Genomic DNA, 15,376 nt, shown 5'->3' on the forward strand with positions numbered 1-15,376 from the left:
CGGATCGGTTTGCCACCTTCACGGATGATGTGCGGGTCGGCACCTTCCGGCTGGCGTGGTTCGCCGTTCTGGTGAGCCGGCCGTTCGCGCTGCTGCTCGCCCTGACCGGCACGACGGGCGGCCCGCTCTGGTATCTGCTCGGCGAGTTCGTGCCCCGGGCCGGATGGGCGGTCACCGTGCTGGCCTTGCTCAGCCATCGACAGGTGATCACACCCGGCCGCTTGCTGGGCCGTACGGGCGCCGCACTGGTCCTGTTCACCGGCCTGGCGGTGACCGCCGGAGAGTTCGCGAAGCAGGCCCTCGTCCAGCTGACCAACCTGTTTCTCCCCGAGGCTGAGCTCTTTGCGAGGCTACCTGGGCTCGTGCTTGGCACGCTCGGCATTCTCGCGGCGGCGATCCCGCTGCTGAGGGCCGACCACCTCGCCGAGCCCGCGTCTCCGGTGGTTTCCGTGCGCGAGGACTGACAACGGGCCGGCGTTCTCGCCCCTCTCTCCACCGGCGAATCCACGCTTCGTGGGAACGGGCGAGTGTGGCGGGCTCGCGGGTCGATCGGCGAATGGAATGACGACCTGGTCGTCATCGACGACATCACCGGCGCGGCCGCCGGCACCGAACGGCCCCGGCGATCGGGTTTCCCTGCCCTTGGACCGCTCATTTGTTTTCGCAGAAATATTCGCATAAACGCGTCCTCTTTCGGGTGCCCGTATTGTCGACCTACTTCTACCCCGAGATCCCGCCGCCTTCGCGGTGAGACGACGGGATCACGAAGCGAATGCGCAGAGAAGCGGGTGTGGAGAGAAGCGGGCACAGACGTCCCGCGGCGAGCGAATTCCCCTCGATCGCCGCGTTTTCGTGACCGGGGACACCGGCCGCCTCCACCTCACCCGCGGCCCGGAATCGCGTATGGATCGTTTTAACGACCGCTATGGATGTCGAGATGATTTGCCGTGAACATCACGGTTGTGATCAACTACCTTCTACCTCATTTGATGCGAATACCTCATGAACGGACCCCACCCCCATGAGTACCCCTCGCGAATCCGACTGGCAGCCCGTGGAGCTCGATGCCGATCGGCCGCATTCGGCCCGCATCTGGAATTACTGGCTGGGCGGAAAGGACAACTATCCCGCCGACCGCGAGGCCGGGGACATGGTCGAGCAGCTCATCCCCGGCATCGTCGACTCGGCCCGTGCCGACCGGGCGTTCCTCGGCCGCTGCATCCAGTACCTCGTCGCCGAGACCGGGATTCGCCAGTTCCTCGACATCGGCACGGGCCTTCCCACCGCCGACAACACGCACGAGGTGGCGCAGCGGATCGCCCCGGAGTCCCGGGTCGTCTACGTCGACAACGACCCGCTGGTCCTGGTTCACGCCCGCGCCCTGCTCGTCAGCAGCCCGGAAGGCGCCACCAACTACATCGACGCCGACCTGCGCGATCCCCACCACATCCTGCGGGCGGCCGCGGAGACCCTCGACTTCACCAAGCCCGTCGCGCTGATGCTGCTGGGGATCCTGCACCACATCACCGATTACGGCGAGGCCCGGAAGGCCGTACAGGAACTGGTCGACGCCGTCCCCTCGGGCAGCCACCTGGTGATCGCGCACGCCACCGCCGAGGTTCACGGCGACGCCATGCACGAGGCGATGCGGCGGTTCATGGAGCGGGGCGGCACCCCGATCGTGGCCCGCGGTCGCGACCACCTCACCTCGTTCTTCGACGGCCTGGAACTCCTGGAGCCCGGCGTGGTCTCCTGCTCGCGATGGCGTCCGGAACACTCCCCGTGGGGTGAGGCCGCGGAGGTGTCCCAGTTCTGCGGCGTCGCCCGCAAGCCCTGACATCCCCTCCGCCGAACTCACCGAACTCGCCGAACACTCGGAACTCGGAACTCGGAACTCGCCGAAATCTTCGAGGGTCCGAGGGCCGACGCCCATCCCCTCGCCCCGGCCCCCCGGAGCCGCCGCCGGATCTCATGATCGGGCCTCCCCGTGCCGCCAGGATCGCCCTGCCGAGCGGGTGACGAGGCCCGCGGCCGGCTCCGCGGGGCGCGGCGCCTCCCGGCCGCGCGACCGCTCGCGTCGCCGCGATGACGCCGACGCGCCTACGAGCCATCGGCCTGTCCCCCGGCTCCAGGACGCCGATCATCGCCCGGGACACCCTTGGTGCGGAGCAGGCTCCTCCGACTTCCGGCACCCGACCGGCGACAAGATCATCCGACGCGGCCGGCGAACCGAGTTTATTCAGGACGCTCAGGTGCAGTCCCATAGTCGTCCGGCCACCGCCTTCCCGCAGTAGCCAACCATCACAAATGGTGACATATCTTCACAAAAGCATGATTTCTTAACCTCAACTCTGGGTTGCGGTACCACTGACCCAGTCAGGCTGTCGCGAAGATCGACATGGGAGGCCCTCTCCATGAACCCCGCTCAGGATCCCGCCTCACCACCCCCGGGCGCCGCGCTGCTCGTCGTCATGGGTGTGACCGGTTCCGGCAAGACCACCGTGGGCGCCGCCCTCAGCCAGCGGTTACGGGTGCCGTTCGCCGATGCCGACGACTTCCACAGCGAGGCCAGCATCGCCAAGATGTCGGACGGGATCCCCCTTGACGACGAGGACCGGCTGCCCTGGCTGCGCGCGATCGGCGCCTGGCTCGGCGAGCATGCGGCCACCGGCGGCGTGGCGAGTTGCTCGGCGCTCAAGCGGAGCTACCGCGACATCCTGCGCGAGGCCGCGCCGACGGTGAGCTTCGTCCATCTCCACGGTGAGATGGACGCCGTACGCCGGAGAGTGGCCGGCCGCCCGGGGCACTTCATGCCCGCCTCGCTGGTCGAGTCGCAGTTCAAGACCCTGGAAACCCTGGAGCCCGACGAGCGGGGGATCGTCCTCGACTTCTCCTCACCCGTGGACGAGCTCGTGGACGCCTACCTCGCCGCGACGGCCCGGACGCCCTCGACGACGACGGCCGCCCCTCGGACGGGACCGAACCCGCCGCCCGCCGACTCCGCCGACCCGGCCACCCCGGCCGCGCCTCAGGACCGGGGCCGGGACGACGAGGCCGGGAGCACGAGGTGAGCCCTCTCCTGACCGCCCTCGCCGCGCCCGCCGCCACCTCCCCCGGCAGGCTCGTCCCGGCCGCGCTCGTCGGCATCGCGCTCATCGTCGTACTGATCACGTACTTCAAGCTGCACCCCTTCCTGAGCCTGACCCTCGGCTCGCTGGCGGTCGGAGCCGTCGCGGGCCTGGCGATGACCGACACCATCGCCGCCTTCACCGACGGGTTCGGCAGCACCGCGGCCGGTGTCGGCACGCTCATCGCGCTCGGCGCGATGTTCGGCAAGCTGCTCGCCGACTCCGGCGGGGCCGACGAGATCGTGGACACGATCGTCGGCCGGTCCAGCCCCCGATCCCTGCCCTGGGCGATGGCCGCGGTGGGCGCGCTGATCGGCCTGCCGATGTTCTTCGAGATCGGCCTCGTACTGCTGATGCCGGTCATCTTCCTGGTCTCGCGCCGCTCCGGCGTCTCCCTGATCCGGGTGGGCATACCCGCGCTCGCGGGCCTCTCCGTGATGCACGGGCTCGTCCCTCCGCACCCGGGCCCGCTGGTCGCCATCGACGCCCTCAGGGCCGATCTCGGCATCACGCTGGGCCTGGGCGTGCTCATCGCCATCCCGACGGTCGCCATCGCCGGGCCGCTGTTCGCCAAGTACGCGGCCCGCTGGGTGGACGTACCGGCACCGGAGCTCTACGAGACCCGGCCCCCGGCGGAGGACACCCGGCGTCCGTCGTTCGGTGTCACCCTCGCCACCGTGCTGCTGCCGGTCGTGCTGATGATGGGCAAGGCCCTCGCCGACATCCTCACCACCGAGGGCGACGTCCTGCGCACCGTGCTCGACTTCCTCGGTACGCCGCTGGTGGCGCTGCTCATCGCCGTCATCGTGGCGATGTTCACCCTGGGCCTCGGTGCCGGCATGGACAGGAAGGCGATCGCGAAGTCCCTGGAGCAGTCGCTGCCGCCGATCGCGGGCATCCTGCTGATCGTGGCCGCCGGCGGCGGTTTCAAGCAGACGCTGATCGACACCGGGATCGGCGACCTCATCGCCACGTGGGTGGAGAACAGCGGTCTGTCGGTGCTGCTGCTCGCCTGGCTGGTCGCCGTGCTCATCCGGCTGGCCACGGGCTCGGCGACCGTCGCGACCGTCACGGCCTCGGGGATCCTGGCCCCGCTGGTCGCCAACCTCAGCGTCGGGGAGACCTCACTGCTCGTGCTCGCCATCGGTGCGGGCTCGCTGTTCTTCTCCCACGTCAACGACGCGGGCTTCTGGCTGGTCAAGGAGTACTTCGGGCTCACCGTGGGCCAGAACATCAAGACCTGGTCGGTGATGGAGACGATCATCTCGGTGACCGGCCTGGTCTTCGTCCTGATCCTGAGCCTTTTCATGTAGCCTTCGGGCCCTCACGACCTTCGTGGCCTTCGCGCCGGGCCGCCCAAGAGGTGCGGGACCCCGCACGAGGCGCCGCACCGGCTCCGTGCCGACTCCGTGCCGCTCAGGGGACGATGGCGTCGACGTATCCCCCGTCGACGCGCAGGGCTCCGCCCGTGGTGGCGGAGGCCTGCGCGGAGCTGAGGTAGACGACCATGTTGGCGATCTCCTCCGGCTCGATCAGCCGTTGCAGGAGTGACTGCGGGCGGTGCTCCCGCATGAAGACGCGCTGGGCCTCCTCCCAGGGCAGGTTCCGGTCGACGAGCTCGTAGACGAACTCCTCCACTCCGCCGGTGTGGGTGGGACCGGCGATGACGGAGTTCACGGTGACGCCGCTGCCCGCGGCCGCCTTGGCGAAGCCGCGCGAGACGGCCAGGAGCGCGGTCTTGGACATGCCGTACTGGATCATCTCGATGGGGGTGACGATCGCGGAGTCGCTGGCGATGTACTGGACGCGGCCCCAGGAGCGCGCCACCATCCCCGGCAGGTAGGCGCGGGTGAGGCGGACCGCCGCCAGGACGTTCACCTCGAAGTAGCGGCGCCACTCGTCGTCGGTGATCTCCAGAGGGGCCTTCGCCCCGAAGATCCCGAGGTTGTTGACCAGGATGTCGACCTCCGGCAGGAGGTCGACGGCGTGGTCCGCGCCCTCCTGGGTGGCGAGGTCCGCGGCGAGCGAGACGACCCGCGCGCCGGGGATCTCCGCGCGCAGCGCGTCGGCGGCGGCCTGGACCTTGTCGGGTGTGCGGCCGTTGACGGCCACCGTCGCGCCCGCCCGCGCGAGGCCGACGGCGATGGCCGCCCCGATGCCCTGGGTGGATCCGGTGACCAGTGCCGTCTTGCCGGTGAGATCGATATGCATGCGTCACGTCCTTGGAACCCGGCGTGGAGCGGCCCTCCGATGCGGGCGGGCCCTTCACGACCTGGTGATATGTCGTCCAGCTGATCCGGTGTTCGTTCCCGTGTCCGCCGGGGTGGAACGCGCGGACAGTGATCATTTTCCGGGGAACGGATCCGGGCGGCGGCGGTTTTCCCGATAATGCGCTCATGTCTCCGTTGGGCACCGCCGCGTACCAAAGCGAAACCGGCCTCCCGCCGCTCGTGGCCCGCGCGGTCGCGGCGGCCGATCGGCACGGGTTCGCGTTCTCCTGCCTCCCCGAGCAGGGCCGCCTGCTGCGCACCCTCGCGGGCGGCGCCACTGACCTCCCCCGTTGACCGGCGTACGGCGCGTTCCCGGCGGTTCCGGGTGGCGCGGGCGGGTGGGAGCGATCTCTCAGTGGTGGTAGGCGTGGATGATGGCGTGTCCCCTGCCCCGGCCGATGATCCACTTGTTGATGGGCGTGGTGACCAGGAAGGCCACCAGGAGGGCGAAGGCGAGGGCGCCCCAGAAGAGGCCCGAGGTCAGTCCCGCGTCCATGGCGCCGGGAACCGCGACCATGACGGCGTTGTCGACGATCTCCATGACGAGGATGGACAGGGTGTCGGCCGCCAGTGCCAGCCGCAGGGCCTTGCGCCAGTCGACGCCGGCCCTGCGCAGCCCGACCAGGGTGAGCGCGTAGCCGAAGAAGAAGGCCAGCGCGATGGCCAGGGCGAGGGTGGGCACGTTCGGCCATCCCAGAGCCGTGCCGATCACCATGCCGAGCACCTCACCGATGGCGCACCCGGTGAGGCAGTGCAGGGTCGCCGACGCGGCCACCCGCCAACCGGCCTTCCGTGGGTGATGGCCGGGTTCATGGTGCCCCTCACCCGCGGCATGGCTCACGTGCTGCACCGGTTCGGACATCACGGCCTCCTTCTCCTCCGTCGCTCTCTCGCTGACACCCGCTTAATTTATACCTCTAGGGGGTATATGACAACGATCGGAGCGCGAGCGGGCCCGAACTCACCCGCCGGCACCGTCCCAGGCGAAGGCCTGGAACGGCGGGTCGAGGGGGGCGTCGATCAGCCGGTTGGCGAAGATCGAGATGGTGTACGCGCCGACGCCGAGGACGACTTCGAGGGCGTTCCGCGCGCTGTAGCCCGCGTCGAGGAACGCCCGCACCTCCTCGTCGCCAACCGCCCCCCGATGGTCCATGACGGCGAGGGTGAACGACCGGAGCGCCTCCGCCCGCGCGCCCGGGAGGGGCTTCCCTGCCCGGAGCGCCTCGACGACCTCCGGCGGGGCCTCCAGCCTGACCAGCGTGGCGGTGTGCATCGCCACACAGACATGGCAACCGTTGCGGGTGGCGACCGTCATGACGACGATCTCGCGGTCGACCGGATCGAGGGTGGTCTGCTCGAAGGCGGCACTCGCCGCCAGAAACCCCTTGAGCAGCTGCGGGGAGGTGGCCATCCGGCCGACCGCCGCGGGGACGTAGCCGAACTTCCGCTTCACGCCCTCGACGGTGGGGCGGGCGTCGACCGGAGCGCTCTCCGCGGTGTGGGTGACGAAAAGGGCATGGACATCGGTGGACACGAGGCCTTCTCTCTGGATTCTCCGAGCCCTCGGAACGCGGGCTCGACGATCGCGCATCACGGCGATATCGTCAATGAAGTTGTCTATATAGTAAATGTGATTGACGATATTGGCAATGAGAGGCCCCTCGCGGGAAATCACCGAGGCGCCCCGGGCACCCATGGGGCGACCTCCGCCTCGACGGCGACGGCGCATGCCGCCACCGTCGGCAGGCACCCGCACATCGCGAGACGCCCGGTCGGCACACCGGCGACCCCGCCACGCCCGGACGGGAATCCGTGCCCGGCGGGCCACTTCGGAGAGTTCGGAAGGCGCCGCCCGCTCAGGGGTCGACGAAGACGAAGTCGACGTCCTCCTGAGGTACGAACGCGCCGGTGTCGTCGACGAACGCGACGCGCACCGGGCGCCCGGAGGACCGGCTGCGACGCAGCACCGAGGGACCGGCCTCGTGGGGCCGGTTGACGTCGCCCCACTGCTGGAGCGAGGCGAGCACCGTCACCAACTCCTCTCCGGCCGGGGACAGGTGGTAGCTGTGACGACCCCTGGCCCCCGGCTCCCGGTAGGGGCGGCGCTCCATGACGCCCGCCTCGACCAGCGCGTTCAGCCGATTGGTGAGCAGGTCGGAGGCGATGCCCAGGGAGTCCCGAAAGTCGGCGAACCGGGTCAGGCCCGCGCGGGCGTCCCGGACGATCAGCAGCGTCCACCGCTCACCAAGCACCTGCAAACTCCGGGCGATGGAGCAGCGCGGCTCGAGCGCGCGGTCCGTTTTCGTGGGCATGGTCCCATTCTATGCGAGGTTGGGTTTTCCAACCCAGAGTGCTAAGTTGGATATACCAACTCAGCATCCGGGACTTTCCCCGGTGCCCCGTGACGCGGAAACCGTCTCGCGGCGTCCTCGCCCATCAACCACGGTAAGGAAAATCATGCAGATCAACGGCTCTGTGGCCCTCGTCACCGGCGCCAACCGGGGGCTCGGCGAGCGATTCGTCCGGGCACTGCTCGAAGGCGGCGCGTCGAAGGTCTACGCCGCCGCGCGCAACCCCGACACGATCACCACTCCCGGCGTGGTGCCCATCGCGCTGGACGTCACCGACCCGGCGGCCGTACGCGCGGCGGCCGATCTGGCGCAGGACGTCACCCTGCTGATCAACAACGCCGGAAGCTCCACCGGGGCCGGGCTCCCCGACGGGGACCTCGACGCCTTCCGGCTTGAGATGGAGACCCACTACTTCGGCACGCTCGCCATGAGCCGGGCCTTCGCCCCCGCCCTCGGCCGCAACGGCGGCGGAGCGGTCCTCAACGTCCTGTCGGTGCTGTCCTGGGTCTCGTTCCCGGGCATCGCGGCCTACTCCGCGGCCAAATCGGCGGCCTGGTCCCTGACCAACGCGCTGCGCGTGCAGCTCGCCGAGCAGAAGACGCTGGTCACCGCCCTGCATGTCGGATACATGGACACCGACATGGCCGCGAACGTCGACGCGCCCAAGAGCGATCCCGCGGTCGTCGCCCGCACCGCCCTCGACGGCGTGGAGGCCGGGCTGTACGAGGTCCTCGCCGACGGGATCAGCTCGAGCGCCAAGGCCGCGCTCTCCGGTGACCTCACCGCGCTCTACCCGCAGCTGCCCGCGCTCCGCTGAACGGCGCCGGTTCCTCCCGTACGGCGATCGGGGAAACCGGTCACAGGTCTCCGTCTCCCAGGGGCACCGGTCGCCCCGGGGCGGGGGAGACGAGCAGGTGGTCGAGATCGGCTTCGGAGAACGCCGCGCGCACGTCCGCCTGGTTCTCGGTGAAGTGGGTCCAGCCCTCGACATGGAGCGGCACGACCTGCCGGGCTTTCAGCAGGCGCGCGGCGATCACCATCTCGGCGGCGTTCAGGGTGAGCCGCTCGTCGATCATGGGCGTGCGGACGGCGCCACCGAACAGCAGCGCGACGTCGACGGCCGGGAACCGCCCGGCGATGAGCTCCACGTACTCCAGCGAGGCGTTGTCCCCGCTGATGTAGACGGTGGGCAGCCCGTCGCCGGTGAGCACGAAGCCGGTGACCTGGCCGACGATGGGCTCGCATCCCGGCGGGCCGTGCAGGGCGGGAACCGCGGTGACGCGAACCCGGCCGACGTCGTGGTGCTGCCAGGGGCGCATCGGGGTGACCCCGGTACGCGCGGCGGCCTCGGGCGTGCTCAGGGTCAGCGGCACGGTGGACATCGTCTGGCGACCCAGCCTGTCCAGGTTGTCGGGATGCTGGTCGTGGCTGAGCAGCACCAGGTCCACCCGGCCGACGTCGGCCGGCGAGAGGGCCGGCCCGATGGTCTTGGTGAGCGTGAGCGGCCCGACGGGATGATCTCCCGGCGGATCGAAGGTCGGATCGGTGAGGATGCGCAGCCCACCGATTTCCAGTAGGGCCGTCGGACCGCCGATCACGGTGATGATGGTCGCCATGGGCGGCTCCGTTCGCTGCGCGGTCGGGCATCGTCCGGATCACGCTAGCCGAGCCGGGATCCCGCGCGTCCCGGACACGCCGGACCCACACGGCCCCGTGCATGACCGGTGATGGTCCCGGCTCCGCCCGTACCGATGACGGTCGTCCCGCGCCCGCGGGATCGGGCCGCGCCGGTCGGTCATGGCCGCCGCCCCGGCGGCGGCCATGACCTCCACTCTCACCGCACCGCGCTCACGGCCCCGAAGACCGTCAGACGGGAAGCACCCGCAGGGCGGGATAGCGGACCGAGTTCAGGTACAGCTTGTCGGTACCGTGCTCCTTCTCCAGCTCCAGGACGAACCGGTAGCGGTAGAGCCCCGGCCGGGCCTCGCTCATCACCGCCCCGGCCCAGTAGTAGTAGACGGCGGTGTACTGGTCGCGCATCCGGTCGGGAGCGCCGTAGACCTTGAGCTCGGTCATGATCCGGCGTTCGGCGACGTCGTCCTCGTCACCCTTCTCGATGTCGAGGAAGACCAGGTTGTTGATCTTCGGCATCGGGGGCCAGGTGCCGTCCGCACCGCGGTGCATGTCGATCGGGCGGATGATCCAGTTGATCACCTGCCCCTGCTTGCAGATGGTCTCCAGGTGGTCGCTGCCCTGCCCGACCCCGCCGACGCTGTTGTCCATCATGTAGAGGCAGCCGTCCAGGGACTTCGTCGCGGCGGCCCTCTCCATGTCGACGAGGGTCACCACGTTCAGCTGGACGGAGTTGAGCTGGCCGCGATCGGCGAAGTCCGTGGCCGCGTACGCCTGGGTCATCGGCCTTCCTTTCCCTCGTTGGCGGGACCGGTCAGGGTCGGCCGGGCGGTGGGGGTGAACGGCGTGCTCACGGTGCCGAGCAGGAACGAGAGCCGGTACGGGACCGGTTCGGTGAGGTCCTGCTTGATCTCCGCCGTCCAGAACACGATGTCGGTGCCGGGATACACCTTCTGTGTGGGCTCGGCGATCCGCGGGTCGATCTCGATGTCGCTGAGGGACACGTAGGTCTCGCACTCCAGCGGGATCACGTTCCACAGCAGGATGTCGCCCTTGCGTACCCGGCTGTGCAGCGCGGGGGTACCGAAACCGGTGGACCCCGCGGTCTTGTTCGTGTCGTAGAAATAGAGGTTGTCGTCCAGGTTCTCCGACGCCAGCGCGGCCACGGGGTCGACCACCGCGGTGATCGTCACGGGCCGGACGGGCCGGGCGGGCTGGCGTTCTGGCTGCTTGGTCCTCGGGGGCATGTGGCTCCTCCGCTCGAAAATGCTCCGGCTCGGATCGAGTCAGCCGACGGCCGGGACGGGCGGGAGGGGGAGCGCGCCCAGTCCGGCACCGGTGAACCCGTTGCGCTTCGGATCGTTGATGATCTTGAGGCTGGACTCGCAGGTCAGGTCCACGGACTCCCAGACCAGCTCGTCGTTCCGCTCGACCAGCTCGTGCAGCTGGACGTGCACCGTGTACGCGTAGACCCCGGGCCGGCTCGTGTCCACGGTCGCGGCCCAGTACCAGCCGTCGTAGATCATGTCGGGCGACCCGTACTGGGCCGGGTACATGATCTTCTCGCTGACGGCCTCGCCGGTGATGTCGGTGATCACCGGAGCCGGATAGTTGTACGCGCCGGCGCTGCTCGTGGTCTTACCGGTGACGTCCAGCAGCTTGGCCTCGGTGAGGCCGCGCCCGCCGCCCGGCTTGCGGGCGCGCTTGCCGACCCGCCGCTGCAGCCGCTTGAGATCGGCGTCGCTCACGCCGTCCTCGCCACTGAGCGCGGCCAGCTCGTTCAGCGTGCGCCGGTCGTCGGCGCGCTCCTGCTCGGCCAGGTAGTTGCGCGGCACCGTCGGGGGGATCGACCCCAGCGCCGCGGGCAGCCAGTTCAGCACCTGCTCGGTCGCCTGCGACCCGTCGAGGAAGTGGGTGCCGGGCACGATCGTCACCAGCTGCTCGGTACCCACCCCGGCCGAACCGAACAACTTCATGTTGTCGAACCAGTACGTGTTGCCGTCGAGTGACCGCGTCCGGAGCGCGTTCTCGACGTCGAAGAGCACGATGATCCCGTGTTGCTGGGCCATGAAACCGCCTTTCGCAGAACGTGGCTCACACGCGCAGCAGCGCGGGCGAGTCGATGTGCAGCACGCTGTTGGGTCCCTCGTGGAGCCTGAGGGAGAGCCGGTACCGGTACGGGACACCGGGCGTCATGTCGTAGGGCACGACGCCCTCCCACACCAGCAGGTCGTAGTTCTCGCGCCCGTTGGAACCCGTCGCGTCGGCCCCCGTCCCGGACACCACACCGGGTGCCGGAACGGTGGAGGGCACGGCCTGGTCGGCCGGATGCGGGACGGCCGCACCGGACAGGAACTCGATGGCCTGGATCTCGACCGGAGTCTGCACGTCCACGTGGATGGGCGTCCACTGGACGACCTGTCCCGGGGCCACCGCCGTGACGAGGTCGGGGGTCCCCTGGTGCTTGCTCCCCGCCGGGCTGTCGTCGACCAGCGAGATGTTGCCGTTGTGCAGCGTCCGGTCGGACAACGCCCCAACGGCGTCGACCATCACGACGATGCTGATCCTCTGTTTCATCGATCCTCCCTTGTCGGATGTCATTCGGGCGTACGGGTCACCACGTGCTCAGCCCCGGTCCCTGACCAGCGGCGTCTTGCCGACGGTGGTCCGCTCGATCTGCGGTGAGGAGCGTGGCACGAACAGCAGCCGGAACCCGTATCCGGTCTGCTCGATGGCCGCCGCGTTGGCTTCGCGGTCGTTGAAGAGCGACAGGGAGCTCGGCAGCGCCTGGGTGAACAGCTGCCGCGTCCCGCTCGGGCCGAGGGTGTGCTCGACGGCCGCGGCCGTGCCCTCGGCGTCGTCCACCGCCACCAGCAGGGTGAGGGTCCGGTCCTCGCGGTGGTTGTGGAACTGGACCTCGTGCGCGACCAGGTCCAGGTCGACGCCGGTCGTCGAACGCAGCCGCCCGCGCAGGGCCGCGTAGGCCAGCGTCGCCGAATACTGGCTGTCGTTGAGGTGCAGCACGTCGGCGGTGCGCCCGGCGAACTCGAATCGCTCGGTGCGCAGCCCGGGACCGTTCAGGGCGGGGCGGCGGATCATACGATCGCCGAGCTTGAGCCGGAGCAGCGGCGTCTCGTCGGCGTGCAGCCGGGTGACGACCAGCTCGCCCTCCTCGCCTTCGGCGACGGCACGGCCTTCCTCGTCCACGATCTCCACCAGGTGCAGTCCCGGCACCGCGGAGAGCGCGGGCGAGGCGTGGTCGAGCTGGAGCCCGACGCACTCGGCCTGGGTCGCGGCGAAGTAGCTGAGGATCGACACGTTGGGGAAGAACTCCTGCAGCTCGTCGCGCTTGCGCTGCGGCAGGGAGCCGCTGCCGTACATGGCGACCCGGAAGCTCGCCCTGGCGTGCGGGGGCAGGGCCGCTCCCAGCTCGGGCAGGAGCGCGATGCCGGCGGTGATGCCCATCAGCGCCTTGTGGCCCGGGTAGGAGAACATGTGCTCCAGCACCGGCGCGCTCACCGGTCCCGCGCCGATGTAGTTGACCTCCGGGACGTGGGACAGGACGCCGCCGACCATGGTCCCGCTGCTCCACATCTGGTAGTCGGCCAGGGTGGTGAACAGCCAGCGCGGCGCGGGGCCGCGCAGGTAGCGGCCGAGCTGGTAGGCGCCCATGAACGCCCCGGCGATGCGGTAGGTGTCGCGCAGCTCCCGCAGGGAGTACACGATCTCCAGGGGCATGCCGTCACCGGTGCCGCCGCTGGCCACCACCTCGAACCCACCGCGGTCGAGCGGCACGACCATCCCGGCCCGCGCGCCCATGAACATGTCCCGCTGCACGGTCTTGTCCGAGAGAGGGATCCGCTCCCACTCGGACATGTCCGCGGGGGCGTCGCGGATCCCGAAGTAGTGCAGCCGCTCGCGCCACAGCGGGTTGAGCAGGGCGACGCCGACGAGCTGCTGAAGCCGGCGGAACACCAGCGCGTTCTGAAGGTCGAGCGGGGCCTCGCAGTACGGGACTCCGGTGAGCCGCCCGCACTCCTCCAGCTTCCCCGCGAACGACGGCAGCCGGGTGACGTCGTCCACCGAGCGGGGCCGCAGCTCCTCCTCGGGGATCAGCCGTGCCGCCAGCTCCGTCGAGGTGGCGATGTCCAAATCCGTCATGGTCATGAATGACTCCCGTTCCGCTGGTCGTGCCGGGTCGCGGCGCTCGCGCGCAGCACCCGTTGCCCGATGTCCCTGATCTCGGCGATGAGCATGGCCAGGTGGTCGGCGTCGATCAGGTGGTTCATCACCACCACGCGCAGCGCCGCCACCCCGTCGATGTCGACCTTGGATATGAAGAAGCGCCCGCCGCCCCGGATCCGGTTGCGGATCTCCAGCTGCAGCCGGTGCACCGTCGCCGGTTCCAGGCCGTCCGGCCGGTACCGGAAGCACAGGATGTTGGACTCCGGCTCGTGCGCCACGGCGAAGTCCGGCTCGGCGGTGAGCATCCGGTACGCCTGCCGGGTCACCGCGCACAGCCGGTCGATCCTCTGCGCGAACAGTGCCGGGCCGTAGACCGACCAGACCGTCCAGAGCGGCATGATCATCGGGCGTTTCGTGCACTCGAAGTTCTTGTCCGCGCTGTCGTAGGCGCTGTAGACGTCCGGTTCCTCGTCGAAGACGTAGCTGGCGCGCTGCCGGAACGCGCCGCGCGCCGCCGCGCCGTCGCGATAGAAGAGCAGCGTGCACGGCGCCGGCATGAACAGCATCTTGTGGGCGTCCCAGGTCAGCGAGTCGGCCTGCTCGATGCCGCGCAGCCTGTCTCGGTGCCGGTCCGACAGCAGCAGGCTCGCCCCGTGCGCCCCGTCCACATGGAGCCAGAGCCCGTACCGGCGTGCCACGGCCGCGAGCTCCTCCAGCGGGTCGAAGGCGCCCATCGACGTGGTCCCGGCCGAGGCCACCAGGCAGAACGGTCGCAGACCGCGCCGGTGCGCCTCGTTCAGCGCCGGGCCGGCCAGATCGGGGCGGATCCGCCCGGCCCGGTCGACCGGGAGCCGGACGATCTGCCGTTCGCCGATACCGAGCACCCCGGCCGCCCGGGTCACGCTGTAGTGGGCCTCCTCGCTGACCGCGATGGCCGGGGGGCCCGACATGCCGCCGGCGCCGCGCGTCCAGATCTGCGGGAAGGCGCGGTTGCGGGCGGCCAGCAGCGCGGTCAGGTTGGCCAGGGAGCCCCCCGAGGTCGTCACCATGGCGAACCGGTCGCGGTCCCAGCCGATGAACCGGTTGAGCTCCTCGGCCATGAGCCGCTCGGCGACGTTGGGGAGCTGCCCGGCCTCGTAGAAGGAGGAGGGCTGGTTGACCACTGAGCCGACCAGGTCCATAAGACTGGCCAGCGGCACCACACCGGAGAACTGCCGTCCCATGTAGCCGGGTGAGTAGACCGGGATGCCGGTCCCCGTGTACAGGTCGACGATCTGGCTCACCCGGTCGGCGTCGAAGTCGGCGACGCGCTGCCGTTCCGGGGTCATCAGCTCCCGCGCGGCCTTCAGCAGCACCGCCGGATCGAGGAGGTCGAGTCCCCGGACCGACCGGTCACCCAGATACGTCGTCAGGCGGCCGACGATGTCCACGGCGCCGTCGTGGAAACGTTCGGGGTCGAAGGCCGCGGCGAGGCCCGGCGTGGGTGACCGGGAGCCTTCGCCGGTCGTCGGCTCAGGAAAGGAACTCTGGACATCGGAAAGCGAACTCGTCATGGAGGAGCCTCCAAATGATCCGGCGTCGAGAACGCCCGCATGGTCACGCTTGGACGAGAATTCGGACATGACGAATTGAACTCCAGGACGATCACATGAAGGTTCTCGTGAATAAATGCTTTATCTGCGGTGATGCGTCGAGCGAGAAAGAGACCCCCGACATTCGGGACACGAGCGGTATTCGTGCCGTCGCCGGACCGTTTCAGCAGGTTGGAACGATCCAACATCGGAGGGAATGTCGATCGATGATGATGGGA

Annotated in this window: 18 protein-coding genes; 6 read left to right on the forward strand and 12 right to left on the reverse strand. The window is 69.6% G+C overall.

Annotation, left to right across the window (positions count from 1 at the left end; translation table 11 throughout):
* Positions 1-29: 29 nt before the first annotated feature.
* The 4 genes from OG587_RS35005 to OG587_RS35020 all read left to right on the forward strand — a co-directional run bounded on the left by OG587_RS35005 (position 30) and on the right by OG587_RS35020 (position 4,441).
* Complete coding sequence (locus OG587_RS35005) at positions 30-464, forward strand: hypothetical protein (RefSeq protein WP_329082976.1); 435 nt, start codon at positions 30-32, stop codon at positions 462-464.
* Positions 465-1,021: 557 nt separating this feature from the next.
* The gene (locus OG587_RS35010) at positions 1,022-1,837 is read left to right on the forward strand and encodes an SAM-dependent methyltransferase (protein ID WP_329082978.1); all 816 of its coding nucleotides are present in this window, start codon (positions 1,022-1,024) and stop codon (positions 1,835-1,837) included.
* 577 nt (positions 1,838-2,414) lie between these two features.
* A complete protein-coding gene (locus OG587_RS35015; RefSeq protein ID WP_329082980.1) occupies positions 2,415-3,071 on the forward strand; it encodes a gluconokinase in 657 nt (218 codons plus the stop codon).
* The gene (locus tag OG587_RS35020; protein WP_329082982.1) at positions 3,068-4,441 is read left to right on the forward strand and encodes a GntP family permease; all 1,374 of its coding nucleotides are present in this window, start codon (positions 3,068-3,070) and stop codon (positions 4,439-4,441) included. Before OG587_RS35015 ends, OG587_RS35020 begins: the two co-directional genes overlap by 4 nt.
* Before the next feature lie 103 nt (positions 4,442-4,544).
* Here OG587_RS35020 and OG587_RS35025 read toward each other — a convergent pair whose 3' ends face one another.
* Complete coding sequence (locus OG587_RS35025; RefSeq protein WP_329082984.1) at positions 4,545-5,339, reverse strand: SDR family NAD(P)-dependent oxidoreductase; 795 nt, start codon at positions 5,337-5,339, stop codon at positions 4,545-4,547.
* 185 nt (positions 5,340-5,524) lie between these two features.
* Here OG587_RS35025 and OG587_RS35030 point away from each other — a divergent pair, with 185 nt between their 5' ends.
* Positions 5,525-5,692 carry a hypothetical protein gene (locus OG587_RS35030; RefSeq protein WP_329082985.1) on the forward strand — a complete coding sequence of 56 codons (168 nt, stop codon included), beginning with the start codon at positions 5,525-5,527 and terminating at the stop codon, positions 5,690-5,692.
* A gap of 58 nt (positions 5,693-5,750) precedes the next feature.
* On the opposite strand, the gene OG587_RS35035 is transcribed toward OG587_RS35030, so the two are convergent.
* From OG587_RS35035 to OG587_RS35045, 3 genes are all read right to left on the reverse strand, one after another.
* Entirely contained in the window at positions 5,751-6,260 is a 510-nt protein-coding gene (locus OG587_RS35035; protein ID WP_329082987.1) for a DUF4396 domain-containing protein, read from the reverse strand.
* Positions 6,261-6,359: 99 nt separating this feature from the next.
* Positions 6,360-6,932: a carboxymuconolactone decarboxylase family protein gene (locus OG587_RS35040; protein WP_329082989.1), complete on the reverse strand. Its 573-nt coding sequence runs from the start codon at positions 6,930-6,932 to the stop codon at positions 6,360-6,362.
* Positions 6,933-7,254: 322 nt separating this feature from the next.
* On the reverse strand, positions 7,255-7,710 hold the full coding sequence (locus OG587_RS35045; RefSeq protein WP_329082990.1) for a winged helix-turn-helix transcriptional regulator: 456 nt from the start codon (positions 7,708-7,710) through the stop codon (positions 7,255-7,257).
* A 145-nt stretch (positions 7,711-7,855) separates the two neighbouring features.
* Here OG587_RS35045 and OG587_RS35050 point away from each other — a divergent pair, with 145 nt between their 5' ends.
* The gene (locus OG587_RS35050) at positions 7,856-8,566 is read left to right on the forward strand and encodes an SDR family oxidoreductase (RefSeq protein ID WP_329082992.1); all 711 of its coding nucleotides are present in this window, start codon (positions 7,856-7,858) and stop codon (positions 8,564-8,566) included.
* Positions 8,567-8,606: 40 nt separating this feature from the next.
* Here OG587_RS35050 and OG587_RS35055 read toward each other — a convergent pair whose 3' ends face one another.
* The 8 genes from OG587_RS35055 to OG587_RS35090 all read right to left on the reverse strand — a co-directional run bounded on the left by OG587_RS35055 (position 8,607) and on the right by OG587_RS35090 (position 15,346).
* Positions 8,607-9,365: an MBL fold metallo-hydrolase gene (locus OG587_RS35055; RefSeq protein WP_329082994.1), complete on the reverse strand. Its 759-nt coding sequence runs from the start codon at positions 9,363-9,365 to the stop codon at positions 8,607-8,609.
* Positions 9,366-9,615: 250 nt separating this feature from the next.
* Positions 9,616-10,164 (reverse strand): hypothetical protein, encoded by a 549-nt coding sequence (locus OG587_RS35060; protein WP_329082995.1) that lies wholly within the window; start codon positions 10,162-10,164, stop codon positions 9,616-9,618.
* Positions 10,161-10,628, reverse strand: coding sequence for a hypothetical protein (locus OG587_RS35065; RefSeq protein ID WP_329082996.1), 468 nt, complete (start codon positions 10,626-10,628; stop codon positions 10,161-10,163). The genes OG587_RS35060 and OG587_RS35065 overlap by 4 nt, the downstream gene beginning before the upstream one ends.
* Positions 10,629-10,667: 39 nt before the next feature.
* On the reverse strand, positions 10,668-11,450 hold the full coding sequence (locus OG587_RS35070) for a hypothetical protein (protein ID WP_329082997.1): 783 nt from the start codon (positions 11,448-11,450) through the stop codon (positions 10,668-10,670).
* Positions 11,451-11,475: 25 nt separating this feature from the next.
* Positions 11,476-11,958 (reverse strand): hypothetical protein, encoded by a 483-nt coding sequence (locus tag OG587_RS35075; RefSeq protein WP_329082998.1) that lies wholly within the window; start codon positions 11,956-11,958, stop codon positions 11,476-11,478.
* Between the two features lie 48 nt (positions 11,959-12,006).
* A complete protein-coding gene (locus tag OG587_RS35080; protein WP_329082999.1) occupies positions 12,007-13,548 on the reverse strand; it encodes a hypothetical protein in 1,542 nt (513 codons plus the stop codon).
* Positions 13,545-15,119, reverse strand: coding sequence for a pyridoxal phosphate-dependent decarboxylase family protein (locus OG587_RS35085; RefSeq protein ID WP_329083000.1), 1,575 nt, complete (start codon positions 15,117-15,119; stop codon positions 13,545-13,547). Before OG587_RS35085 ends, OG587_RS35080 begins: the two co-directional genes overlap by 4 nt.
* A complete protein-coding gene (locus OG587_RS35090) occupies positions 15,116-15,346 on the reverse strand; it encodes a hypothetical protein (protein ID WP_329083002.1) in 231 nt (76 codons plus the stop codon). The genes OG587_RS35085 and OG587_RS35090 overlap by 4 nt, the downstream gene beginning before the upstream one ends.
* Between the last annotated feature and the right edge of the window lie 30 nt (positions 15,347-15,376).

This window comes from Streptosporangium sp. NBC_01469 (assembly GCF_036227305.1).
Taxonomy (GTDB): Bacteria; Actinomycetota; Actinomycetes; order Streptosporangiales; family Streptosporangiaceae; genus Streptosporangium.